We start from the raw sequence: 24,471 nt of genomic DNA on the forward strand, positions 1-24,471 counted from the left end.
CCCGTCCACCGGTGGACGGGCCCTTCGGGTTGCGGGCGAGCGTTACGCGGCGGCCTTCCTGGTGCCCGAGAACGCGGCGAAGCCGGCGATGGCGAAGAAGAGGAACGTCAGCGGATCGGCCTCCGCCTTCCAGGCCTTCTGTACCACGTCGAAGTGGTCGAAGAAGACCTGGGAGAAGCTCAGACCGGTCTCCTTGGCGCCGATCATGGCCTCGCCCACCAGCTGGCCGAGGTACACGGAGGCCAGGGCCAGGACGACGGCGGCGATGGGCAGGACCGGGTTGCGGCCGCCCGCCTTGCCGGCCGCGAGACCGATGACGAACCCGACGCCGACGGCCGCGTAGCCGATCTCGTGCTTGGTGGCGCCTATGACGACTCCGTAGAGCGCGGCGGCGGCCACCGCGGCGACGACCGCGGCGGCGAGGCCCAGGACGAGGTTGTTCCGGCCCGGCGCGGGCGGTGCCGGCGGCGCGAAGGCGCCCGGCTGCGGCGGGTACGGCGCACCGGCCGGCTTCTGCTGGGCGTACGGGTTGCCGTCCACCGGACCGGACTGCGGCGGCTGAGGTGGCAGAGCTGACTGGCTCATGACAGAAATCCCCCCGATATGGAGCACGACTGAAGAACGGGAACGAAGACGCTCGCGCATCCGTGTGCGGCGAGTCCGGGGGAGACTAACAGCCGGGGACGACAACGCCCCCGGCTGTTTTCCGTTCGTGACCGGGCTCAGAGCCGGTGCGCCGTGCCCGTGGGCGTGGCCCCGCGCGTGTCCAGCAGCAGCTGGGCCTTCACCGACAGCCCCTGCAAGTCGTACGTCCGGTGGTGCTGCAGCAGGATCGTCAGGTCGGCCTCGGCGGCGGCTTCGTAGAGCGCGTCCGCGCGCGGGACCGGGCGGTCCAGGACGTTCCAGGAGGCCACATAGGGGTCGTGGTAGCTCACGGAGGCGCCCAGCTCCATCAGCCGGATCGCGATCTCCTGGGCGGGTGTGCACTGCTGGTCGGCGAGATCGGGCTTGTACGTCACGCCGAGCAGCAGCACGCGCGCGGCGCGGGCGGACTTGCCGTGCTCGTTGAGGAGGGTGGCGGCGCGCTGGACCACGTACCGCGGCATGCGGCTGTTGACCTGCTGGGCCAGTTCCACCAGGCGCAGGGTGCGGGTGGCGTGGCCGGTGAGGTCCTGCGGGACGCCGTGCCCGCCGACGCCGGGTCCGGGCCGGAAGGCCTGGAAACCGAACGGTTTGGTCTCCGCGCAGCGGATCACGTCCCACATGTCGACGCCCAGCTCGTGGCAGAGCACGGCCATCTCGTTGACCAGCGCGATGTTGACGTGCCGGAAATTGGTCTCCAGGAGCTGCACCGCCTCGGCCTCGCGCAGTCCACGCGCGCGTACCACCTTGTCGGTGATGCGGCCGTAGAAGGCGGCGGCCGACTCGGTGCACGCGGGGGTGAGGCCGCCGATGACCTTGGGCGTGTTGGCGGGGGTGTGCTCGCGGTTGCCGGGGTCGACCCGGCTGGGGGAGTAGGCGAGGTGGAAGTCGCGGCCGGCGCGCAGCCCGGAGCCCTTCTCCAGGAGGGGCCGCAGGAACTCCTCCGTCGTTCCGGGCAGCACGGGCGACTCCAGGATGACCGTGGTGTGCGGGCGGAGCCGTTCGGCGAGCGTGCGGGCGGCCGCCTCCACCTGGCCGAGGTCGAGCCCGCCGTCGGCGCCGCGCGGGGTCGACGCGCAGATCACCGCGGTGCGCACCCGGCCGAGCTGGGCCGGGTCGGTGCCCGGCCGGAAGCCCGCCGCGTGCATCCGGCGCAGCTCGGCGGGGCTGAGCGAGCCCGCCTCGGGGCCGGTCGTGTAGCCGATGGTGGCGATGCCTGCGGCGACGGCGGCCTGGGCGAGCGGCAAACCGTAGGGGCCGAGTCCGATGACGGCGAGGTCTGAGGGCATGCGTGGGCCGTCCTTCCCAGTAGCCGAAGCGGAACAGGTACGCAACCGCTGCCGACAGGATGAGCGAGTGCTCTGTCAGACTAGGTACATATATGACCGTTATGTCTGATTGTGTCCGTGTGTCTTCCAGGGTTGTGCGCAAGTTGTCCACAGGTTGGGAGCCCGTGGTGGCTGAAGTGGGGCAACCCGGTCAGAATTTGGGCATGAGGAGGGGATGAACCGGGCTTCGCCCACCGGGTGCGGCCGACGCGAGCGAGTGTGCGACAGCGGGAGGCAGCGGTGAGGACAGCGACTCTGGGGCCGGCGCAGCGCGCCGAGGCACTGGCGGCGATGGCGGAGCGCGAGCTGGACGTCCTGGTGATAGGCAGCGGAGTGGTGGGCGCGGGGACCGCGCTGGACGCCGTCACGCGCGGCCTGTCCACCGGTCTGGTCGAGGCCCGCGACTGGGCGTCCGGGACCTCCAGCCGGTCCAGCAAACTCGTCCACGGCGGTCTGCGCTATCTGGAGATGCTCGACTTCGCACTGGTCCGCGAGGCTCTGAAGGAGCGCGGACTGCTCCTGGAGCGGCTCGCCCCGCACCTGGTCAAACCGGTGCCGTTCCTGTATCCGCTGCAGCACAAGGGCTGGGAGCGGCTGTACGCGGGCTCGGGCGTGGCCTTGTACGACGCGATGTCCATGGCCCGCGGCCACGGCCGGGGCCTGCCCCTGCACCGCCACCTGTCGCACCGTCACGCCCTGCGCGTCGCTCCCTGCCTCAAGAGGGACGCCCTGGTCGGCGCCCTGCAGTACTACGACGCCCAGATGGACGACGCCCGCTTCGTGGCCACCCTGGTGCGCACGGCGGCGTCCTACGGCGCGAAGGCGGCCAACCGCGCGCGCGTCACCGGGTTCCTGCGCGAGGGCGAGCGCGTCGTCGGCGCCCGGGTGCAGGATGTGGAGGGCGGCGGGGAGTACGAGGTCCGCGCCAAGCAGATCGTCAACGCGACCGGCGTGTGGACCGACGACACGCAGGCCATGGTGGGCGAGCGCGGCCAGTTCCACGTCCGCGCCTCCAAGGGCATCCACCTGGTCGTGCCCAAGGACCGCATCCACTCCACCACCGGTCTGATCCTGCGCACCGAGAAGTCCGTCCTCTTCGTCATCCCCTGGGGCCGGCACTGGATCGTCGGCACCACCGACACCGACTGGGACCTCGACAAGGCCCACCCGGCGGCATCCAGCGCCGACATCGACTACCTGCTGGAACACGTCAACTCGGTGCTCGCGGTGCCGCTCGGCCGCGACGACGTACAGGGCGTCTACGCCGGTCTGCGCCCGCTGCTCGCCGGGGAGTCCGACGCCACCAGCAAGCTGTCCCGCGAGCACACGGTCGCCCATCCGGTGCCCGGACTCGTGGTCGTGGCGGGCGGCAAGTACACCACCTACCGGGTGATGGCGAAGGACGCGGTCGACGAGGCCGTGCACGGCCTGGACATGCGGGTCGCCGACTGCGTGACGGAGGAGACCCCGCTGCTGGGCGCGGAGGGGTACCACGCGCTGTGGAACGCGCGCGCACGGATCGCCGCCCGCACCGGACTGCACGTGGCCCGCGTGGAGCACCTGCTGAACCGGTACGGCTCCCTGGCCGAGGAGGTCCTGGACCTCATCGCCGCCGACTCCGCCCTGGGCGAGCCCCTGGCCGCCGCCGACGACTATCTGCGCGCCGAGGTGGTCTACGCCGCCTCGCACGAGGGCGCCCGGCACCTGGACGACGTCCTCACCCGCCGCACCCGCATCTCCATCGAGACCTTCGACCGGGGCACCCGCAGCGCCCGTGAGGCGGCCGAGCTGATGGCGCCGGTCCTCGGCTGGGACAAGGACCAGATCGAGCGCGAGGTCGAGCACTACGAGAAGCGGGTGGAGGCCGAGCGGGAGTCCCAGCTCCAGCCCGACGACCAGACGGCGGACGCGGCGAGGCTGGGAGCCCCGGACATCGTGCCGCTCGGCTGAGGAGGCGCCGGGCGGCTGTGCCCGCCGGCAGTCGAACGGCCGTCACCTTCGTGGGGACAACGCGCAGTTCGCCCGGCTTCCGGCGTGTTGGCCCCGCCTGGGCGAAGGGGCCCCTGGGCGTCGAGCACTTGTCGGGTGAGAGACAATGGAGCCTCTGTCAGGGCGGGTTGTATGAGGGGACGCATGTCGGAGGCGGAGCGGGCGGGTACCTCTCGTCAGGGGACTCGTCAGGACAAGAGCGAGCGTCGTCTCCTCGCCGGGCGGTACCGGCTGGGAGACGTGCTGGGCCGGGGCGGCATGGGCACGGTCTGGCGCGCCGAGGACGAGACCCTGGGCCGGACGGTCGCCGTCAAGGAGCTGCGGTTCCCGTCGAACATCGACGAGGAGGAGAAGCGGCGCCTGATCACGCGCACCCTGCGCGAGGCCAAGGCGATCGCCCGGATCCGCAACAACAGCGCGGTGACGGTCTACGACGTGGTCGACGAGGACGACCGGCCGTGGATCGTCATGGAGTTGGTGGAGGGCAAGTCCCTCGCCGAGGTCATCCGCGAGGACGGCCTGCTGGAGCCGAAGCGCGCCGCCGAAGTGGGCCTCGCCATCCTCGACGTGCTGCGTTCCGCGCACCGCGAGGGCATCCTGCACCGGGACGTGAAGCCGTCCAACGTGCTCATCGCCGAGGACGGCCGGGTCGTCCTCACCGACTTCGGCATCGCGCAGGTCGAGGGTGACCCGTCCATCACCTCCACCGGCATGCTCGTCGGCGCCCCCTCCTACATCTCCCCCGAGCGCGCCCGCGGTCACAAGCCGGGCCCGGCGGCCGACCTGTGGTCGCTCGGCGGGCTGCTGTACGCGGCGGTCGAGGGCGTCCCCCCGTACGACAAGGGCTCGGCGATCGCCACCCTCACCGCGGTGATGACCGAGCCCCTGGAGGAACCCAAGAACGCGGGCCCGCTCAGGGACGTCCTCTACGGCCTGCTCGTCAAGGACCCGGCCAAGCGGCTCGACGACGCCGGCGCCCGGGCGATGCTCAACAAGGTGATCCACGCGCCCGAGCCGGAGCCCATGGACGCCACGCGGGTGGTTCCGCTGCCGGCCCGGCCCGGCCCGGCCGAGGGCGAGCGGGGCGGGGGCAAGCGGGGCGAGGAAGCCGCGGAGAAGCTGCGCGGCGCGCTGCGGTCGGTCCGCAAGGCGGCCGGGGCGGCGGCCACCGCCGCGGCGTCGGCGCGGACGAAGAGCGACGGCGACACGGCCGCGCCCGGCGCCGGTGAAGCGGCCGGCACGGGCGGTGCCACGGCCGGCGGGGCACGCCCGGCCGCCCCCGGCGGGGCGCGTCCGGCATCCTCCGGCGGAGCGCGGCCCGGCTCGTCCACCGGAGCCGGATCCGTCGGACGGCAGGGCGGACCGGCCTCGGGCGCCACCGGTGTACCGAACTCCAGCACGAACAAGCCGAGTTCGGGCTGGCCCGTGATGCCGCCGCCGGACCTGGACCTGCCGCCGCGGCCGGTGCCGAGGGCACCGCTGACCGACGTGGTGCCCAAGCGCACCCTGGTGATCATCGCCGTGGTGGTCGTCCTCGCGGTGCTCGGTACCGTCCTGGCCTTCGCCCTGAGCGGCGACGAGGGCAAGGGCGGCAAGAGCACCGGCGCCGGGGCGGCGGCCGGCGCCGGCGCGTCCACCAAGCAGGACAAGAGCGGCAAGAGCCAGGACCGCGGGACGCGGACGGACGGGCCGTCGCCGGCCGGCACCGGTGCCGCCTCGGACCGCGCGGTCGACGCGAGCGCGTCCGCCGACGCCTCCGGCTCGGCCGGCTCGTCCGGTGCGTCCGGTGCGAAGGGCGGCGGGAGCGCGCCGGCGGTGTGGACCCGCAAGAGCGGCCAGGGGTACTCGATCGGCCTGCCCAAGGGGTGGTCGTACAAGTCCACCGGCGACGCCGGTGACCGCTACACCGGTCCCGACGGGCAGAAGCTCCTCGTCGGCTGGACCGGCAGCCCCAAGGACGACCCGGTGGCCGACTGGAGGAACCAGGAAGGCGGCATGGTCCGCTCCCAGTACCACAGGATCCACATCGAGAAGGTGGACTACCGCGACTGGAACACGGCCGACTGGGAGTTCACCTACGTCGACGACGACGGCACCGAGTACCGCACCATCGACCGCGGGTTCGTGGTCAACGGCCGTCTCGGTTACGGACTGATGTACACGGCGAAGGCCGCGGCATGGGACAGCGCGCTGCGCAAGGACACCTGGAAGACGCTGACGACGTCCTTCGCGCCCAAGTCGTAGACACCGGGCGCCGGTTTGCGGCGTGAGAATCCGTCATCCACTCCGTGCGGGTTGCCTCCGGCACGTATCGTGAATGGTTGCGGACCGTACGCAGCCGGGTGTGTGTGCGAAACGGGTCGTGAGGCGAACGGATATGACCAGCCGGGCGGCCGGGGGAGGCGCAGTGGAGGACTACGCGGGTCGGGTGCTCGCCGACCGCTACCGCCTGCCGTTGCCGCCCTCCGACACGTACGAACTCACCGAGACCCGCGCCTTCGACACCTACAGCGGCCAGGAAGTGCTGGTCCGGCAGGTGCCGTTGCCGGAGGTCGTCGAAGCCGAGGTGCTCGACGCGGAGGGACTGCCCGAAGGCTTCACCGCGCGTGAGCGCGGGGGCGGGGCCCGGCGGACGGCGGACGCACGGACCGCCACCCGGCGGCCCGCCGACCCGGCCGTACGGCGCGCCGTCGAGGCCGTGCAGGCGGCGGCCCGCATCCCCGACCATCCGCGCCTCGACCAGGTTTTCGACGTGTTCGCCGAGGGCGGGTCGCTGTGGATCGTCAGCGAGTTGGTGGCCGCGCGCCCGCTGGCCGCGCTGCTCGCCGAGCAGCCGCTGTCGCCGTACCGGGCGGCCGAGGTCGCCGCCGACGTGCTCATGGCCCTGCGGGTGCTGCACGCCCACGGCTGGGTGCACCGCAACGTCACCGCTCGCACGGTACTGGTCTGCGAGGACGGCCGCGTGATGCTGACCGGCCTCGCCGTCGGCGCCGCGGAGGAGGCGTTGTGCGGGTACGACCCGGTGCCGGCCCAGGACGGCGGGGCGCAGGGAGCCCCGGGCACGCCGGGAGCGGTGGGCGGAGCCGGGACGGCGGGCGCCGGGCCGGGCGCTTCCTCCGGTTCTGGCGGCGGCCCGGGCGGTGGGGCGGTCCGAGCGGGAGCGGTTCCTTCCGCGGACGTCGACCCCGAGGCCGCACGCCGGGCCGCGATCCAGGCGCGGGCGGCCGGAGGGCTGCCGGTGCCCGGGGCGAACGGGATGTCCGGCGGCACCGGGCTGCCCAGCGGTACCGGTGTGCCCGGCGGTCCTGGGGGGCCCGGAGGCACCGGCGTGACCGCCCCCGCGGGGCAACGGCCGCTGGAGGGCGGCGCGGACATCCGGGCCGCCCGCGCCGGTGCCATCGCCGCGTACCGCGCGGGTGCCCGTGCCGCCGCCCGGGTGCAGGAGGCCCGGCAGAGCGGGCGCCCCGCCCTGCCCGGGGCCCGGCCGCCCGCCGAGTCCAGCGCCGGTGCCGACCGGACCGACGGTACGGCGCAGGCGCCGTACCCCGGCGGCCCGACACCGCCCGGCCGCATCGCCGACCCCGACGGAGTACAGGGCGAGCCCTGGCCCGGCACCGCCCCCCGCCCGGGCGCCGCCGACGGCTCCCCGGACCTGGGCGGCGGCTCGCGGCGCCCGGGTTCTGGCGTCTCATCGCGCCCCGGTGCCGAGGGCGGGGGCTCCGCGGATCCGGGCGGCGGCCTGCGCCCCGGTACCGCCGGTGGCCTCCCGGACCTGGGCGGCGGCCCGCAGCGGGCCGGTTCTAACGCGGCCGATCAACACCCCGTGCGCCCGGCCGTCCCCGGACAGGTGTCCGTTCCGGAGCACTGGACCGGTGCCACCCCCGGCCGTCAGGCCGGCGACCTGCCCTCCCGGGGTACCGGACCCGGCCACCACCTCCTTCCCCAGCAGGCTCAGGCCGGCCCCCGCTGGGACGACAGCGGGGCGGCCGTGACCGGTGCCCGGCGCGGGCCCGGCACCGCGTTGGCGGCCGAGCGGGCGCGGCAGGTGCGGATGACCGTCGTGGGGCCGGTGACCGAGCGATGGGCGCCGGAGCAGGCCGTTCCCGTGCACGAGAACTGGCAGCTGGCGGCGCCGATCGGGCCGGCGACCGATCTGTGGGCGCTCGGCGCGTTGTTGTTCCGGGCCGTGCAGGGACACGCGCCCTACCCGGAGGAGTCGACGGCCGAGCTGGTGCAGCTGGTGTGCGCCGAGCCGCCCGCCTTCGCCGAGGAGTGCGGTCCGCTGCGGCCGGTCGTGGAGTCGCTGCTGCGCCAGGACCCCACCGACCGGTTGGACTTCGAGGAGCTGAACGGCTGGCTGCGCTCGCTGGTGCGCTCCGCGCCCGAGCCGGACGCCGGCACCCACGTCGTACCCGTGCCGTCCGCCGATCCGAGCCGGCTGCCGATCGTGCGGCGCCGCGGCGAGCTGGTGCGGATGCGACGACGCCGCGCCGGACTGCCCGAGGCCCCTCCGCACGGCCGGCACAAGCGGGCCAGAGCCCGGGAGGAGGAACGTTCCCCGCGCAGCCTCGGCCGGACGCTGCTCCTGCTGATCCTGCTCCTGCTGGCCGGCGCGATCGCCTACGCGATGCTCTTCATGCCCGGACAGGGGGAGAACGGGGCCGCGGGCAGCGACCGTACCCGGACCGCGGGGGAGGCGAGTCCCGCGCCGTCGCGCACCGGGCAGCAACCCCCTTCCGGGCAGCAGCCCCCTTCCGGGCAGAGCACGCCCAAGAGCAGCGCGCCCGCCACCGAGACGCAGACCGGCGGCGACACGTCCGTCGCCGACGGCTTCACCCTGCGCAAGGACCCCGACGGCTTCCAGGTGGCCGTCGCCAAGGGCTGGGACCGCACCCCGAAGAACGGCAGCGGCCAGGTGGTGTACGCACACGGGAACTTCGAGCTGATCGTCGTCCCCGGACGGGACAGCGCCGCCACGTACGGCGGTGACCCGATGCGCTACCAACGGGACAAGGAGAGCGAGCTCCAGCCGTACCGCGACTCCAGCTGGGCCACGGCCACCGGGCTGCGCACCATCGAGGTGGGCGGACGGACCATGGCCGAGGGACAGTTCACCTGGACCGACGGGCAGGGGCGCGACCTGTTCGTGCGCAACATGGCGATCCTGCTGAACGGCCGTTACCACCTCGTCCAGGTCCGCGGTCCGGAGGCCGACCGGGACGAGGTGACGCGGTTCTACGAGCAGGCCACGGCGACGTACCGCTACACGGGTTGAGCGCCCTGTACACGGGGGCGGCGACAACCGTCACAGTGCTGTCACCTTGGCACCCCCGTGGTTCCCAGTCGGCAGGCCGGTCCTTAACCTGACCCTGTCAAGAGCATTGCGGGGCAACGTGAATCAGATGCAGGGCCTGCTCATAGCGGGCCGCTACCGGCTTGCCGATTCCATCGGCAGCGGCGGCATGGGCCGGGTGTGGCGCGCCCACGACGAGGTATTGAACCGGACGGTCGCCGTCAAGGAGTTGACCGCCGCGCTCTACGTCTCGGACAGTGACCGGGCCGTGCTGCTCGCCCGCACCCGGGCCGAGGCCCGCGCCGCAGCGCGCATCAACCACTCCGCGGTCGTCACCGTGCACGACGTCCTCGAACACGACGGCCGCCCCTGGATCGTCATGGAGCTGGTCGAGGGCCACTCGCTGGCCGACGCGGTCAAGGAACGGGGGCGCGTCGAGCCCCGGGAGGCCGCCCGCATCGGCCTGTGGGTGCTGCGGGCGCTGCGCGCCGCGCACTCGGCCGGCGTACTGCACCGGGACGTCAAGCCCGGCAACGTCCTCCTCGGCCGTGACGGCAGGGTGCTGCTCACCGACTTCGGCATCGCCCAGATCGAGGGCGACTCCACCATCACCCGCACGGGAGAGGTCGTCGGCTCGGTCGACTATCTCGCGCCCGAGCGGGTACGCGGGAACGACCCCGGCCCGGCCTCGGACCTGTGGGCGCTCGGCGCCACGCTGTACACGGCGGTCGAGGGCCGGTCGCCGTTCCGCCGCACCTCACCGCTGAGCACCATGCAGGCGGTCGTCGAGGAGGAGGCCGACGAGACGCGCCACGCCGGTGTGCTCGGCCCCGTCATATCCGCCCTGCTGCGCAAGGAACAGGACCGGCGGCCGAGTGCGGAGGAGGCGGAGCAGATGCTCGCCGAGGCGGCCGAGGGCCGCCGCCCGCACGCGGCCCAGGCGTTCGTCCCGACGCAGGGCGCGGGCGTACACACCCGCGGGACGGGCCACTCGGGCGCCCCGGGTTACGGCTCCACCCGGACCGCTTCCGGCTACGGCTCCACCGGGCCCGCTTCCGGCTACGGCTCCGGCGGACCCGCCTCCGGCTACGGCTCCGGCGGCCATGCGCCCGGTTACGAACCCGGCGGCCCCGCCTCCGGGTTCGGCCCCGGAAGCCCCGGAGCGCCGGCGGGCCCGGGCCGTTCCGCGACCGGGCCGACGGCCGTGGCGCCCACACCCCCGGGCGCGGCGGGTGGTCCGGCGACGGCACGGACCCGTCCCCGGCGCCGGCTGCGCACCCTCGCGCTCGTCTGCGCCGTCGCGGCCGTACTCGGCGGTGGCGCGGCGGTGGCCTTCCAGGAGTGGGGCGGCGGCTCGGAGCGGAACACCGGGTCGAGCGGGGGCGCGAGCCCGGCCACGACGTCGGCCTCCGCGAGCGGCAGCCCGGCGCCGGGCGCCGACGGAACCGTACCCGCCTCGTGGAAGCCGTACCACGACCCCTGGGGGTTCACCCTCTACCTGCCCAAGGGCTGGTCCCGGAAGGTCGTGGGCGTGCCCGGCGTTCCCGGTGGCCTGCGACAGGTCGACTACACGCCCGACCACGGCCAGCACTTCGTCCGCATCGCCATCGACAGCTCGCCGGACTTCGCCAACGCCTTCGAGCACCAGAAGGACCTGGAACAGCAACTGCAGCGGCTGGTCGGCTACAAGAGGGTGGCCATGAAGCCGAACATCTACCGCGACCGCCCGGGCTCGGTGTGGGAGTACACCTGGACCGCGCTGAAGAAGGACCCGCCCTCCGGTCCGCGCCACGCGATCGAGGAGACGTACTTCTCGCGCGCCGGCACCGAGTACGCCCTCTATGTGTCGTCGCCGGCCGAGGACTGGGCGCAGGCCGGCAAGCAGTTCAAGTGGGTGCTGCAGAGCTGGCAGCAGCCGGACGAGGGCTGAACGACGGCTGATACGGCCGAAAACGCTGGTCGATCGGCCCGGCTTGGCCGATCGGCGCCCCGGAGCGCATGGGTCCGGTGCGGCATGATGGGGCTCATGGGGACCGAGGGCGCCGACTTCCGGGTGATCGCGGGCCGTTACCGCCTGGAGGCACGCATCGGGCGTGGCGGCATGGGCGTCGTGTGGCGGGCCGTCGACCAGGTGCTGGGACGGCGTGTCGCGGTCAAGGAACTCCTCCCGGACGACTCCCTCGCCGAGGACGACGCGCGGCGCCGCCGGGACCGTACCTTCCGTGAGGCGCGGGCGGTCGCCCAGTTGCGGCATCCGCACATCATCGTCGTGCACGACGTGGTCGAGCAGGACGAACGACCCTACCTGGTCATGGAGTTGGTCGACGGCGGCTCGCTCGCCGACCGCATCTCGCGCCAGGGCCCGGTCGACGCCACCGAGGCCGCGCGGATCGGCATCGCCCTGCTCAGCGCGGTGCACACCGCGCACGAGGCAGGTGTGCTGCACCGGGACATCAAGCCCGCGAACGTCCTGATCGAGTCCGGCACCGGGCGGGTCGTGCTGACCGACTTCGGGATCGCGCAGGTCGAGGGCGCCACCACGCTCACCGAGACCGGCTCCTTCGTCGGCTCGCCCGAATACACCGCGCCGGAGCGGATGTCGGGGCTGCGCACCGGGCCGGAGTCCGACCTGTGGTCGGTGGGCGCGCTGCTGTGCACGGTGCTCAGCGGCGAGTCGCCGTTCCGGCGCGACTCGCTCGGCGGCATCCTGCACGCCGTCGTCGCCGCCGAGATCCGGCCCCCCGCCGAGGCCGAGCCGCTGCTGCCGGTCGTACGGGGGCTGCTGGAACGCGACCCCGACCGGCGGCTCGGCGCCGCCTCGGCCGAGCAGATGCTGCGGACGTTCCTGGAGACGGGCCGGACACCGGAGGCCCCGGCGCCGCCCGCCACCCCGGCCACCGGGCGCGGCCACCGGATCGGCGGGGGCCGGACGCCGCGGCCCGGCGCGACGGGAAGCCGTACGCCGGGACCCGGGGTCACGGGGAGCGGCGCGCCGAGGTCCGGTGTCACGGGCAACGGCCGTACGCCGCAGGTCGCCGCCCCGTACTCGCCCACCGAGCCGGCCCTCGCGCACCAGGGACCGCAGCCGCCCACCGCGTCCGGGACGGCGGTCGAGCCCCCGCCCCGCACCTCCACGCGCGGGGTGCTGATCGCGGCCCTGCTGGTCGCCGCGCTGGCCGGGGCCGGCGTGTCGGCGGCGGCGCTGCTGCTGCACCGGGACGGCGGCGGGGGCGGCGGCCCCGGCGGTACGGCGACGTCCCCGGCGACCGGGACCGGCACGCGCCCGGACACGCCGCCGGCCTCGCCCCCTCACTCCACCACCGCGGGCCCGGCGCCCACCGGGCCCGCCTCGACCGGCTCGCGCACCGCGCCCTCCGGTTACCGCACCGCCCGGGACCCGGCCGGCTTCTCCCTCGCCGTACCGCAGGACTTCACCCGCAGCCCGCAGGGCGAGCGCGTCTTCTACCTCTCGCCCGGGCAGATCTTCCGCCTCGGCGTCAAGGCGACCGCTTCCCAACCGGGCGGCCCCCAGGGTGTGATGGAACGGTCGGCCGCCAAGGGCCCGGACACCAACCCCGGTTACCGTGACGGCCGGATCACCCCCACCACGCACAACGGACACCCCGCCGCGCTGTGGGAGTTCACCTGGGACGGCTTCAGCGCCGCGGAGGGCCCGCGCCACACCTACGACCTGTGCTGGCAGGAGGCCGGGCGGATGTACGACGTGTGGGTGTCGGCGCCGGTCGGCAAGGTGCGGGAGGCGCGGGAGTACTTCGACGTGGCGGTCGACACCTTCCGGGCGGGCTCCTGACCGGCCGCTCGGTCACGGGTGTGTGACCGGTTGGCGTTCTCTGTGGCTGCGGGCGCCGGTGGCGCGATATGGATGGTTCATGAGCAGTGACGGGGGAGTCGGTCACGGTACCGACGACACGACGAGTTTTGTTCTGCAGCCGCCGCAACCGCAGTCGCCCATACGGCCGCAGGTACCGCCGCACCCCGTCCCGCCCCCGCAGCAGGAGGCGGGCGGCGGGCGGCTGATCGCCGGCCGGTACCGGTTGCTCGGCAAGCTGGGCCACGGCGGGATGGGGACGGTGTGGCGGGCCAAGGACGAGACGGTGGACCGGGAGGTCGCCGTCAAGGAGCCGCGTGTCCCGGACGACCTTCCTGAGCGGGAGCGCGCCAACGCCTTCGAGCGCATGCGCCGCGAGGCCCGCGCCGCGGCCCGCCTCGACCACCCGGCGGTGGTGAACGTCCACGACGTCGCGGTCGTCGACGGCCGCCCCTGGATCGTGATGGAGCTGGTCCGCGGCCGTACCCTCGGCGACGTCCTCCAGGAGGGGACGCTGGACGCGCGCGAGGCGGCCCGGATCGGCCTTCAGGTGCTCGGCGCGCTGGAGGCGGCGCACGCGGCGGGTGTCCTGCACCGGGACGTCAAACCCGACAACGTCCTGCTCGGCAGGTACGACCGGGTGGTGCTCACCGACTTCGGCATCGCGCAGATCGAGGGCGACACGCGGCTCACGGACACCGGCGGTTTCGTCGGCTCGCCCGAGTACATCGCGCCGGAGCGGGTGCTGGGGCAGCGGCCCGGCCCGGCGAGCGACCTGTGGTCCCTGGGGGTGCTGCTCTACACGGCCACCGAGGGCGTCTCGCCGTTCCGCCGCAGCAACACCCCGGCCACCCTGCAGTCCGTTCTCAACGCCACCCCGGCCGCGCCCGCGGCCGCCTCCGGTCCGCTGGCCGAGGTCGTCGACGGGCTGCTGCGCAAGGAGCCCGCCCACCGGCCGCCGGCCGACCGGGTCCGGGCGCTGCTGGAGGAGGCGGTACGGCCCCCGGCACCCCCGGCACCTCTGGCGCCGACGCAGCCCGGCCAGGTCACACCTCCGGCCGGCCGTTCCGGGCGGCTTCGCCGCACGGCGTGGCTGGGGGCGGGCGCGGTGCTGGTCGCGGCGGCGGTGGCGGCGTACCTCGTCCTCGCCGACCCCTTCGCGGGCCCACTGCCCGACGGCTGGGCGAAGAAGCCGGAGGCGAAGCTCGGCGCCACCGTCGCCGTTCCCGCGGGGTACCAGCCGATCAGGCCCGACAAGGACGCCACCGACAGGAACTGGGTGACGTACCAGGACGCGAGCGGCAGCGTCTGGGTCGAGCTGCATCTGGCCCGGAAGGCGGACGACTCCCTGCACGAGATCAAGAACAGCGCGCGGTCCCAGATGTACGCCGACGACGAGAAGTTCCGCACCGAGGGCGAGTACACCCTGAACATGCCGAAGGGCGCGCGCACCCACCCGGACGACACGGCCACCTACCACGGCGGGCAGGCCGCGAAGAACACCGTCGGCTACAAGACCGACGACAGCGACGGCCCGCGCCCGCGTGAGATCCAGATCTTCTACTACCGCACCGGCGCCGGAGACATGTACACGCTCACCATCGGCTACCCGGGCCAGGGCGACTTCACGGCGCGCGGCCGGGAGGTGGCCAGGGCGGCGATCGCCAACCTGGACCTCACGAGGTCCTGATCCCCGAGGCGTTCCGGTACCGGCCCGGTGTGATCCCGAACTCCCGGCTGAAGGCGTGCGAGAGGGCGTACGGGCTGCCGTACCCGGTCTCCCGCGCCACGGTCGCGAGCGGCGCGTCGGAGGCGCGCAGCCGGGTCGCCGCCAGGGTCATCCGCCACCAGGTCAGATAGGCCATCGGCGGGCGGCCGACCAGGGAGGTGAAGCGGCGGGCGAGGGTGGCGCGGGAGACGCCGGCCTCGGCGGCGAGGCGGTCGGCCGTCCAGGGGGCCGCCGGATCGGAGTGCAGGGCGCGCAGCGCGGCCGTCGTCACCGGGTCGCCCAGCACCGCCGGCCACGCGCCCGTCTCCGCGCGGGCCATCCAGGCGCGGACCATGTAGATCAGCAGGAGGTCCAGCAGGCTCGGCAGGGCCAGGCAGCTGCCCGGCCGGCGTTCGTCCAGCTCACGGGCCAACAGGTCGACGGCCGTGCGCAGGCCGGGGTCCTCGCCGGCCCGGTGGGGCAGATGCACCACCTGCGGCAGCTCCGCCATCAGCGGGTGCGTACGGCTGCGGTCGAGACGGTACTTGCCGCACAGCAGCTCGACGTCGGGGCCCGGCCCGGGACGTCGCAGGTCCGTGTCCCGCACCGTCTCGAACGGGACGGCCCGCCGCGCTTCGGCCTGCGTCGCCGTACGGTCCGCCAGCACGTGTCCGGCCCCGTGCGGCAGCAGCACCACGTCCCCCTGGCCCAGGTTCACCGGATCTCCGCCCCCGTCCGGCAGCAGCCGGCACGCGCCGCTCAGCACGACGTGGAAGCCGGCCCCCTCGTACGGGGACAGGCGCACGCACCAGGAGCCGCCGACCCGCAGCCGGTTCGACGAGGGCTCGCCCACCCGGACCGTGGAGATCGCGTCGCTCACCACATCCATGAGACGACAGCGTATTCGGCCGAGCCTCCCAAGCATGGGAATGCTCACGTCCTGTACCTAGAGTGATCACCATGGCTGATGACCAAGTACAGAGTTTCCTGATCGGCGATGTCGAGGTGCTCCGCATCATCGAGTGGCGGGGGCCGCACCTGCCCGGCGGCACCCTCGTGCCGGACTGCCCTCCCGAGGTGTGGAGCACGTACGAGGAGGAGCTGGTCCCCGACCACCGGGAGGCCGGCGGTGACCGGGCCGTGGTGGCGGTCCAGACCTGGGTGGTGCGCAGCGCGGACCGCACGGTGCTGGTCGACACCGGCGTCGGCAACGGGCGGGAACGGCCCGGCAATCCACTCTTCCACCAGCGGCAGGGGCGGTTCCTGGACCTCCTGGAGGAGGCCGGCGTCCGCCCGCAGGACGTCGATGTCGTCGTCAACACCCACCTGCACAGCGACCACGTCGGCTGGAACACCCGCGACGGCGGCGGCGAGTGGGTCCCCACCTTCCCGCACGCCCGCTACCTCCTCCCGGCCGCCGACGACACCCACTTCGGCCCGGCGGGCGGGTACGCGGGCGGGGCGCGCCCGATCGACCGGCTCGTCTACGAGGACAGCGTGGCGCCCGTGCACCGCGCCGGGCAGGCCGTGCTGTGGGAGGACGAGTACCGCATCGACGCACACCTCGTCCTGGAGGCCGCGCCCGGTCACACCCCGGGCTCCTCCGTCCTGCGCGTCGAATCCCGGGGCGAGCGGGCCGTGTTCGTCGGGGACCTGCTGCACAGCCCGGTGCAGATCCTGCACCCCGAGTGCAGCAGCTGCTTCTGCCTCGATCCGCGGCAGGCGGCCGCGACCCGGCAGCGGGTGCTGGAACGAGCCGCGCAGGAACGGGAGTTGGTCGTCCCGGCCCACTTCGGGGGTGCCGGCGCGGTGGAGGTGAGGAAGGCGGCCCGCGGCTTCACCCTGCACCGGTGGGCCGCCTGACCGGACCGCTTCGACAAGGGCGTGGTGCTCACGATACTCATGTGACATGAGTGGAGACGGCGAACACCCGCCCGACGCACGTCTGATCGGTGGCCGCTACCGGCTGGCCGAACGCCTCGGGTCCGGGCCCACCGGGACCGTCTGGCGGGCCCGGGACGAACAGGGGCAGGGCCGCCGGGTCGCCGTCAAGGAGCCGCTGCTGCCCGGCGATCCGGCCGACGACGAGGACAGCCGCCGTATCGCCCGCCGGCTCTACCGGGAGGCCCGCGCCGCCGCCCGGGTGCGCCATCCCTCCGCCGTCATGGTGTGCGACGTCGTCACCGAGGGCCATGTCCCCTGGATCGTCATGGAGTTGGTGGAGGGCGAGTCGCTGCGGGAGATCCTGCGCCGCGGGCCCCTTCCGCCCGCCGAGGCCGCCCGGATCGGGCTCGCCGTCCTCGGCGCACTGCGTGCCGCGCACGCCGTCGGCATCGTGCACCGCGACGTCAAACCGGCCAACGTCCTGCTGGAGTCCGGTACCGGGCGGGTGGTCGTCACCGACTTCGGTACCGGCGACGGGCACCCGGCGGACGCGCCCGCCGGATTCGTGGCCCCCGAGCGCGCCGCGGGCCCCGGTGCCGGCCCGGCCTCCGACCTGTGGTCGCTGGGCGCCCTCCTGCGCGCCGCCCTGGGGGACGCGGACCCCGGCCCGCTGGACCCGCTGCTGGACCGGCTGCACGCCGACGAGCCCGGGGCGCGTCCGGATGCCGAGGAGGTCGTGGCGGCACTGCGCGCATACCTCGGGCTCGCGCCCGTACCGGACACCCCGCCGGAATCCTCGACCGAGCCGGCGTCCACGCCGCCCCCCGGCCCCCGCCGCCGCACCCCGCGCACCGCGCTCGGACTGTTCCTGGCGAAAAAAGCCGGATTCGAATGATCGTTCTGCTTGTCGCGGCCTCAACGCCCTGATCAGCGCATTCTCTGCCAGTGATCACTGGCGGCATGTGAGCGCTCGGTGAATCCCCGTTACCGACGGGTACACAAAGACCCCGCTCCGGCATACCCTGCGCGTCATGACGGACACGCAGGCCCCGGACAGCACCGGCACCAACCCCCTCGCGCCCGCACCCGAAGGCGCCCGCACCGCCGCCGACGTGGTCACCCCGGAGCTGGTGGCCCAGCTCACCAAGGGCGTCGTCGGCTCCGGACGTACCGCCAACCACACCCCGTTCACCGGCGAGAAGCTGGCCGACCTGCCCGAGTCCACCCCCGAGGACGTACAGCAGGCCTTCGAGGCGGCCCGCACCGCGCAGGCCGTGTGGGAGAAGACCCCGGTACGGCAGCGGGCCGCCGTCCTGCTCCGCTTCCACGACCTGGTGCTGCAGCGGCAGGCCGAGGTCCTCGACCTCATTCAGCTGGAGACCGGCAAGGCCCGCCTGCACGCGCACGAGGAGGTGCAGGCCGTCGCGGTCGCGGCCCGCCACTACGGCCGCAAGGCCCCCGCCTACCTGCGGCCCAGGCGGCACACCGGCGCCGTGCCCACGCTCACGAAGGTCACCGAACTCCGCCACCCGCGCGGGGTCGTGGGCCAGATCGCCCCGTGGAACTACCCGCTGGAGCTGTCCGTCGGCGACGCGCTGCCCGCGTTCGTCGCCGGCAACGCGGTCGTGATGAAGCCGGACACCGAGACCTGCCTCACCGCCCTGTGGGCACGCGACCTGCTCATCGAGGCCGGCCTGCCCGAGGGCGTCTTCCAGGTCGTGCTCGGCGAGGGCCCGGTCGTCGGCCCCGAGCTCGTCAAGCACGCGGACTACGTCTCCTTCACCGGTTCCACCCGCACCGGCCGCGAGGTCGCCCAGGGTGCCGCCGCCCGTCTGGTCGGCGTCTCCCTGGAACTCGGCGGCAAGAACGCCATGCTGGTCCTGGACGACGCCGACATCGAGAAGGCCGCCGCCGGCGCCGTACGCGCCTGCTTCTCCTCCGCCGGACAGCTCTGCATCTCCATCGAGCGGCTGTACGTCCACGAGTCGGTCGCCGACGCCTTCCTGGAGCGCTTCGCCGCCCGCACCAGGGCCATGCGGCTCGGCAACTCCCTCGCCTACGGCGCCGACATGGGCTCGCTGGTCGGTGAGCGCCAGCTGAAGACCGTCGAGCGGCATGTGGAAGAGGCCGTCGCCAAGGGGGCGAAGGTGATCGCCGGCGGGGTCGCCCGCCCGGACATCGGCCCGTACTTCTTCGAGCCGACCATCCTCGACGGCGTCGGGAGTTCCATGTCCGTGTGCGAGGAGGAGACCTTCGGCCCGGTCGTCTCGATCTACCGCTTCTCCTCCGACGACGAGGCCATCGAGCGTGCCAACGCGACGCCGTACGGCCTCAACTCCTCCGTCTGGACCAGGAACGCGGGGCGCGGCCGGGACGTCGCGGCCCGCCTGCGCACCGGCACGGTCAACGTCAACGAGGGTTACGCACCCGCCTACGGCAGCGTCCAGTCCCCGATGGGCGGCATGAAGGACTCCGGTCTCGGCCGCCGCCACGGCTCCGAGGGCATCCTCAAGTACACGGAGGCACAGACGGTGGCCCAGCAGCGGCTGCTGCCGATGGCGCCGTCGCTGGGGATGGACGACGAGGCCTACGCCCGCTTCATGAGCACGAGTCTGCGGGTCATGAAGGCATTCCGGCTCAGGTAACTCACCTGGGGGCGCGGGGAACTGCGCGATCAACCACAGACGGCCCGCACGCGAAACCCAACGAGGAGACACCCGTGCCCCAAGACGCCTACGACTACGACGTCATTGTGGTCGGTTCCGGCTTCGGCGGCTCTGTGTCCGCCCTGCGCCTGACAGAGAAGGGCTACAAGGTCGGCGTGCTGGAGGCGGGCCGCCGCTTCACCCGCGACACCCTCCCGAAGAACTCCTGGGACCTGAAGAACTACCTGTGGGCCCCGAAGCTCGGCATGTACGGCATCCAGCGCATCCACCTGCTGGGCAACGTCATGGTGCTTGCGGGCGCAGGCGTCGGCGGCGGCTCGCTGAACTACGCCAACACCCTCTACGTACCGCCGAAGGCCTTCTTCGACGACCCCCAGTGGCAGGACATCACCGACTGGCAGGAGGAGCTGAAGCCGTACTACGACCAGGCCCAGCGCATGCTCGGCGTACGGCTCAACCCGACGATGACCCCCTCCGACGTGCATCTGAAGGCGGCGGCCCAGCGGATGGGCGTCGGCGACACCTTCCACCTCGCCCCGGTCGGCGTGTTCTTCGGCGACGGCAAGGACGCCGACGGCAAGACGAAGGCCGGGCCCGGCGGGCGGGTGGACGACCCCTACTTCGGCGGCGCCGGCCCCGCCCGCAACGCCTGTACCGAGTGCGGCGAGTGCATGACCGGCTGCCGGCACGGCGCGAAGAACACGCTGAACGAGAACTACCTCTACCTCGCCGAGAAGGCGGGCGCGGTGGTCCACCCCCTGACGACGGTCGTGTCCGTCACGGACGACTCACGGGGCGGCTACGCGGTGGCGACCCTGCCGACGGACCGGCGGAAGAAGGGCGCGGGCCGGATCTTCACCGCCCGCAGGGTCGTCCTGGCGGCCGGCACGTACGGCACGCAGACCCTGCTGCACCGGATGAAGGCCGGCGGCCAGCTGCCGTACCTGTCCAAGCGGCTGGGCGACCTGACCCGGACCAACTCCGAGGCGCTGGTCGGGGCCCAGACCGACAACCGCCGTTACCGCAGGGCGACCGGCGAGCCGAAGGCCGACTTCACGCGGGGCGTCGCGATCACCTCCTCGATCCACCCGGACGAGAACACGCACATCGAGCCGGTCCGCTACGGCAAGGGCTCCAACTCCATGGGCGGCCTGTCGATCCTCCAGGTGCCGTACGCGGAGGGCTCCTCCCGGGCGCTGGCCTGGCTGACGAACGCGGCCAGGCACCCACTGCTGCTCCTGCGTTCCCTCTCCAACCGGCGCTGGTCCGAGCGGACCATCATCGGCCTGGTCATGCAGTCGCTGGACAACTCCCTGACCACGTACCTGAAGCCCGGCGGCGTCGGCAAGGGCCTGCTCACCGCCCGGCAGGGGCACGGCTCGCCGAACCCCAAGCAGATCAGGGCCGCGACTCAGGCCGCCTCCGCGCTCGCCGCCGAGATCAACGGCTTCGCGGGCAGCAACGTCGGCGAGCTGATGGGCACCCCGCTCACCGCGCACTTCCTCGGCGGCTGCCCCATCGGCGACTCCGCGGAGACGGGGGTGATCGACCCGTACCACCGCCTCTACGGCCACCCCGGCATCTCGGTCGTGGACGGCGCCGCGGTCTCGGCGAACCTCGGCGTGAACCCGTCGCTGACGATCACCGCGCAGGCCGAGCGGGCGATGTCCTTCTGGCCGAACAAGGGCGAGGAGGACGCGCGGCCGGCACCCGGAGCGGCGTACGAGCGGCTGAAGCCGGTGGAACCGCAGGCCCCGGCGGTCCCGGCGGAGGCCTTCGGCGCGCTGCGCCTGCCGTTCCTGGGGATGCCGGCCGTACCACCGAAGAACTAGTCCGGCCGGCACGCGAAGAAAGGCCGGCCGGTCACACCGAGGGGGACCTGCATCCCCCTCCGAAGGCAGGTCCCCCTCAACGTTCTTCTGTTTTTTCGATTCGGCAGGTTTGATCGGCGAAAGCCGTGAAGGGTTGCTTCGGACCACCGAATATTCGTGTGGTGTGGGTCACAGGCATGCCGAAAGGCCCCGCGGGACGGAGAGGCCGCGGGGCCTTTCTTCGGTCAGCACCGACGTCAGGGCAGCGTCGGTGCCTGGGGGCGGCGCCGGGGGGCTGCGCCGCTGGTTCCGGGGTGTGTGCGGTGTTCCGCCGGTCGGCTCCGGGCGTCCCCGGAGCCGACCGTTCTCTTGGGTGACCGGGCTGCTGTCCCCTGCCGTCCGGTCACTTCCCTGGAGCGAGGTCCCACGGCGCACGGCACGACCCGTACGCCTCATCGCTCCAGCGAGCCACGCGTGGTTCTGTCGGGCCCGCCCCTGGCTGGCACGGACACCCCGCTCAACGAAGCGGTGCGGGGACCGGTCACGCGCCGTACGGGTGAGACGGCGCTCGAACTCAGATACGGCGCTCGGGACCCGCCGCTCAGACGCGGCCCCGGCACAGTTCGAGCAGGGTCATGGCGAGGGCGGTGCCGGGCTTGCCGAGGGCCTCGCGGTAGCGGCCGAGGATCTCCATCTCGCGGGAGAGGTTCACCCGCCGGCCACCGGAGGCGATCCGGGTCTGCTGGACGACGGCGGAGACGGCCATCCGTTCCTGGACGAGACCGATGATCCGGTCGTCGAGCGCGTCGATGCGCTCGCGGGCGTCCGTGATGGTCTCTTCCGCGGTGACGGTACTGGTCATGTCGGGGCTCCTCGATCGCAAGGGGGGAGTCCCCGGAACCACACGACCCGGCAAACGACAGGCGCCCCGGGCCTTGTCGGCCCGGGGCGCCTGGGAAGTGCTCGGCGTTCAGCTCAAGCAGCACGACCATGGCAGCCGACGGGCCGGGTGCCATAGGTAAAGAAGGTCGCGTGCTGAAGCATGCGGCCAGTATGCCACGGCGAAGTCCAGGGGAGGCCTTCCCGCCCACACCGTTAGACTCGTTAGCACAGACCCCCGCCCGACCACCAGAAGGCACCCCGTGTCATCAGCGACTTCCACTGCCGCCACCCCGGACACCGTCCTGGTCGTCGACTTCGGCGCGCAGTACGCCCAGCTCATCGCCCGTCGCGTCCGCGAGGCGCGGGTCTACAGCGAGATCGTGCCGAGCACCATGCCGGTGAAGGAGATGCTCGCCAAGAACCCCGCGGCGATCATCCTCTCCGGCGGCCCCTCCTCGGTGTACGAGGCGGGCGCCCCCACACTCGACCGTGAGCTCTTCGAGGCCGGCGTCCCCGTTTTCGGCATGTGCTACGGCTTCCAGCTGATGGCGCAGGCCCTCGGCGGTACCGTCGACAACACCGGCGCCCGCGAGTACGGCCGTACCGACCTGCACGTCTCGAAGAACTCCTCCACCCTGTTCGAGGGCACCCCGGACGAGCAGCACGTGTGGATGTCGCACGGCGACGCCTGCTCAGCCGCCCCCGAGGGCTTCTCGGTCACCGCGTCCACGGACGTCGTCCCGGTCGCCGCGTTCGAGAACGACGAGAAGAAGCTCTACGGCGTCCAGTACCACCCCGAGGTCATGCACTCCACGCACGGCCAGCAGGTGCTGGAGCACTTCCTGTACCGGGGTGCGGGCCTGAAGCCGGACTGGACGACCGGCAACGTGATCGAGGAGCAGGTCGCCGCGATCCGCGAGCAGGTCGGCGACAAGCGGGCGATCTGCGGTCTGTCCGGCGGCGTGGACTCCGCGGTCGCCGCCGCCCTCGTCGCCCGTGCCATCGGCGACCAGCTGACCTGCGTGTACGTCGACCACGGCCTGATGCGCAAGGGCGAGACCGAGCAGGTCGAGAAGGACTTCGTGGCCGCGACCGGCGTCAAACTGGTCGTCGTGGACGCCGAGGAGCGCTTCCTGACCGCGCTCAAGGGCGTCACCGAGCCCGAGGAGAAGCGCAAGATCATCGGCCGGGAGTTCATCCGCGTCTTCGAGCAGGCCCAGGCGGACATCATCGCCGACGAGGGCCCGGCCGTGGAGTTCCTGGTCCAGGGCACCCTGTACCCGGACGTGGTCGAGTCCGGCGGCGGCACCGGCACCGCGAACATCAAGTCGCACCACAACGTCGGCGGCCTGCCCGAGGACCTCGAGTTCCAGCTGATCGAGCCGCTGCGCAAGCTGTTCAAGGACGAGGTCCGCATGGTCGGCCAGGAGCTGGGCCTGCCGGACGAGATCGTCCAGCGCCAGCCGTTCCCGGGCCCCGGCCTCGGCATCCGTATCGTCGGCGAGGTCACCAAGGAGCGCCTGGACCTCCTGCGCGACGCCGACGCGATCGCCCGCGAGGAGCTGACCGCGGCCGGCCTCGACCGCGACATCTGGCAGTGCCCGGTGGTCCTCCTCGCCGACGTGCGCAGCGTGGGCGTCCAGGGCGACGGCCGCACCTACGGCCACCCGATCGTGCTGCGCCCGGTGTCCTCCGAGGACGCCATGACCGCCGACTGGTCCCGGCTGCCGTACGACGTCCTCGCCCGCATCTCGACCCGGATCACCAACGAGGTCCGGGACGTCAACCGCGTCGTCCTCGACGTGACCTCGAAGCCGCCGGGCACCATCGAGTGGGAGTGATCCCCCTTACGGGGCTCAGGTCCGGCGGAGCGTGCGCACCGGCTCCCCGGGCTTCCAGACCTGGACGACCAGGTACTCCCCGTCCTTGACGTAGGTCCGTACGACCTCCGTCAGCTCGGTGCGGAAGAGGTGGAACGGCTGCGGCGGTTCCACCTCTTTCACGTACCAGGCCTTCCGCGCGTCCCCGACCTCGTACGCCCGCCCGGCGATCCGTACGTCCCCGCCGGCCATGTCCGTGCCGTTCCCGGGGTTGGCCTGGAGTGCGAAGCGCGGGTCGCGCAGCAGGTCGAGGGCCTTGAGGGAGCCGTCCATCATGCCGAGCCACAGTTCGCCGGCGCGGAAGTCGGCCTCCAGTCCCGAGGTGCGCGGCGAGCCGTCCCCGCGGAGGGTGGCGAGGACGTGATGGCGGAAGGCGCCGAACCGTTCTTCGGTGATCGCTGCCAGTGCGGGTTCTGCGGCGGTGAAGGATGCCCAGTTCATGCGCGCCAGTCTCACCCGTAAACCGGACAACCTCTGTCGTGTATGCGGCGCGTACGTCATCTTTACAAAACAGCTCTGCCCTTTTGCGCCGGCCGGCGGTAATTTCCGGCGCGTACCG

The 24,471-nt window shown here is 73.1% G+C and carries 16 protein-coding genes; 11 read left to right on the forward strand and 5 right to left on the reverse strand.

What is annotated here, in order from left to right; genetic code table 11:
* Positions 1–42 precede the first annotated feature (42 nt).
* Together ACZ7GZ_RS12950 and ACZ7GZ_RS12955 are read right to left on the reverse strand one after the other, a co-directional pair.
* Positions 43–585 (reverse strand): hypothetical protein, encoded by a 543-nt coding sequence (locus ACZ7GZ_RS12950; protein WP_471023549.1) that lies wholly within the window; start codon positions 583–585, stop codon positions 43–45.
* A gap of 137 nt (positions 586–722) precedes the next feature.
* The gene (locus ACZ7GZ_RS12955) at positions 723–1,931 is read right to left on the reverse strand and encodes a nucleotide sugar dehydrogenase (RefSeq protein WP_471023551.1); all 1,209 of its coding nucleotides are present in this window, start codon (positions 1,929–1,931) and stop codon (positions 723–725) included.
* A gap of 279 nt (positions 1,932–2,210) precedes the next feature.
* Between ACZ7GZ_RS12955 and ACZ7GZ_RS12960 the strand changes: the two genes are divergently transcribed.
* The 6 genes from ACZ7GZ_RS12960 (at position 2,211) to ACZ7GZ_RS12985 (ending at position 14,771) form a co-directional block, all read left to right on the forward strand.
* Positions 2,211–3,920, forward strand: a complete 1,710-nt coding sequence (locus ACZ7GZ_RS12960) for a glycerol-3-phosphate dehydrogenase/oxidase (RefSeq protein ID WP_471023553.1) — start codon at positions 2,211–2,213, stop codon at positions 3,918–3,920.
* A 183-nt stretch (positions 3,921–4,103) separates the two neighbouring features.
* A complete protein-coding gene (locus tag ACZ7GZ_RS12965) occupies positions 4,104–6,203 on the forward strand; it encodes a serine/threonine-protein kinase (RefSeq protein WP_471023556.1) in 2,100 nt (699 codons plus the stop codon).
* Between the two features lie 163 nt (positions 6,204–6,366).
* Positions 6,367–9,234, forward strand: a complete 2,868-nt coding sequence (locus ACZ7GZ_RS12970; protein ID WP_471023557.1) for a protein kinase — start codon at positions 6,367–6,369, stop codon at positions 9,232–9,234.
* Between the two features lie 127 nt (positions 9,235–9,361).
* Positions 9,362–11,182 (forward strand): serine/threonine-protein kinase, encoded by a 1,821-nt coding sequence (locus ACZ7GZ_RS12975; RefSeq protein ID WP_471023560.1) that lies wholly within the window; start codon positions 9,362–9,364, stop codon positions 11,180–11,182.
* A 96-nt stretch (positions 11,183–11,278) separates the two neighbouring features.
* Positions 11,279–13,063, forward strand: a complete 1,785-nt coding sequence (locus ACZ7GZ_RS12980; protein ID WP_471023562.1) for a serine/threonine-protein kinase — start codon at positions 11,279–11,281, stop codon at positions 13,061–13,063.
* A gap of 79 nt (positions 13,064–13,142) precedes the next feature.
* A complete protein-coding gene (locus ACZ7GZ_RS12985) occupies positions 13,143–14,771 on the forward strand; it encodes a serine/threonine-protein kinase (protein ID WP_471023564.1) in 1,629 nt (542 codons plus the stop codon).
* Here the strand turns inward: ACZ7GZ_RS12985 and ACZ7GZ_RS12990 are convergent.
* Positions 14,758–15,678 carry an AraC family transcriptional regulator gene (locus ACZ7GZ_RS12990; RefSeq protein WP_471023567.1) on the reverse strand — a complete coding sequence of 307 codons (921 nt, stop codon included), beginning with the start codon at positions 15,676–15,678 and terminating at the stop codon, positions 14,758–14,760. The two genes, ACZ7GZ_RS12985 and ACZ7GZ_RS12990, sit on opposite strands and share 14 nt — an antisense overlap.
* A gap of 71 nt (positions 15,679–15,749) precedes the next feature.
* Here ACZ7GZ_RS12990 and ACZ7GZ_RS12995 point away from each other — a divergent pair, with 71 nt between their 5' ends.
* The 4 genes from ACZ7GZ_RS12995 to ACZ7GZ_RS13010 all read left to right on the forward strand — a co-directional run bounded on the left by ACZ7GZ_RS12995 (position 15,750) and on the right by ACZ7GZ_RS13010 (position 21,171).
* A complete protein-coding gene (locus ACZ7GZ_RS12995) occupies positions 15,750–16,652 on the forward strand; it encodes an MBL fold metallo-hydrolase (protein WP_471023568.1) in 903 nt (300 codons plus the stop codon).
* Positions 16,653–16,698: 46 nt separating this feature from the next.
* Positions 16,699–17,568: a serine/threonine-protein kinase gene (locus ACZ7GZ_RS13000; RefSeq protein WP_471023570.1), complete on the forward strand. Its 870-nt coding sequence runs from the start codon at positions 16,699–16,701 to the stop codon at positions 17,566–17,568.
* A gap of 136 nt (positions 17,569–17,704) precedes the next feature.
* Complete coding sequence (locus tag ACZ7GZ_RS13005; RefSeq protein ID WP_471023572.1) at positions 17,705–19,318, forward strand: succinic semialdehyde dehydrogenase; 1,614 nt, start codon at positions 17,705–17,707, stop codon at positions 19,316–19,318.
* Between the two features lie 74 nt (positions 19,319–19,392).
* Entirely contained in the window at positions 19,393–21,171 is a 1,779-nt protein-coding gene (locus ACZ7GZ_RS13010) for a GMC family oxidoreductase N-terminal domain-containing protein (RefSeq protein ID WP_471023573.1), read from the forward strand.
* Between the two features lie 580 nt (positions 21,172–21,751).
* Here the strand turns inward: ACZ7GZ_RS13010 and ACZ7GZ_RS13015 are convergent.
* Complete coding sequence (locus tag ACZ7GZ_RS13015) at positions 21,752–22,012, reverse strand: chorismate mutase (protein WP_471023576.1); 261 nt, start codon at positions 22,010–22,012, stop codon at positions 21,752–21,754.
* 280 nt (positions 22,013–22,292) lie between these two features.
* On the opposite strand from ACZ7GZ_RS13015, the gene guaA reads away from it, so the two are divergent.
* Positions 22,293–23,873 (forward strand): glutamine-hydrolyzing GMP synthase, encoded by a 1,581-nt coding sequence (gene guaA, locus ACZ7GZ_RS13020; protein ID WP_471023577.1) that lies wholly within the window; start codon positions 22,293–22,295, stop codon positions 23,871–23,873.
* Positions 23,874–23,888: 15 nt separating this feature from the next.
* On the opposite strand, the gene ACZ7GZ_RS13025 is transcribed toward guaA, so the two are convergent.
* The gene (locus tag ACZ7GZ_RS13025) at positions 23,889–24,353 is read right to left on the reverse strand and encodes a pyridoxamine 5'-phosphate oxidase family protein (protein ID WP_471023579.1); all 465 of its coding nucleotides are present in this window, start codon (positions 24,351–24,353) and stop codon (positions 23,889–23,891) included.
* Positions 24,354–24,471 lie beyond the last annotated feature (118 nt).

The organism is Streptomyces sp. NPDC037288 (assembly GCF_055603265.1).

Excerpts from the sequence above, each read along its gene's own strand:
- ACZ7GZ_RS12950 (WP_471023549.1), bottom strand. The coding sequence starts at position 585 with ATGAGCCAGTCAGCTCTGCCACCTCAGCCGCCGCAGTCCGGTCCGGTG.
- ACZ7GZ_RS12955 (WP_471023551.1), bottom strand. The coding sequence starts at position 1,931 with ATGCCCTCAGACCTCGCCGTCATCGGACTCGGCCCCTACGGTTTGCCG.
- ACZ7GZ_RS12965 (WP_471023556.1), top strand. The coding sequence starts at position 4,104 with ATGTCGGAGGCGGAGCGGGCGGGTACCTCTCGTCAGGGGACTCGTCAG.
- ACZ7GZ_RS12975 (WP_471023560.1), top strand. The coding sequence starts at position 9,362 with ATGCAGGGCCTGCTCATAGCGGGCCGCTACCGGCTTGCCGATTCCATC.
- ACZ7GZ_RS12980 (WP_471023562.1), top strand. The coding sequence starts at position 11,279 with ATGGGGACCGAGGGCGCCGACTTCCGGGTGATCGCGGGCCGTTACCGC.
- ACZ7GZ_RS12985 (WP_471023564.1), top strand. The coding sequence starts at position 13,143 with ATGAGCAGTGACGGGGGAGTCGGTCACGGTACCGACGACACGACGAGT.
- ACZ7GZ_RS12990 (WP_471023567.1), bottom strand. The coding sequence starts at position 15,678 with ATGGATGTGGTGAGCGACGCGATCTCCACGGTCCGGGTGGGCGAGCCC.
- ACZ7GZ_RS12995 (WP_471023568.1), top strand. The coding sequence starts at position 15,750 with ATGGCTGATGACCAAGTACAGAGTTTCCTGATCGGCGATGTCGAGGTG.
- ACZ7GZ_RS13000 (WP_471023570.1), top strand. The coding sequence starts at position 16,699 with ATGAGTGGAGACGGCGAACACCCGCCCGACGCACGTCTGATCGGTGGC.
- ACZ7GZ_RS13005 (WP_471023572.1), top strand. The coding sequence starts at position 17,705 with ATGACGGACACGCAGGCCCCGGACAGCACCGGCACCAACCCCCTCGCG.
- ACZ7GZ_RS13015 (WP_471023576.1), bottom strand. The coding sequence starts at position 22,012 with ATGACCAGTACCGTCACCGCGGAAGAGACCATCACGGACGCCCGCGAG.
- ACZ7GZ_RS13025 (WP_471023579.1), bottom strand. The coding sequence starts at position 24,353 with ATGAACTGGGCATCCTTCACCGCCGCAGAACCCGCACTGGCAGCGATC.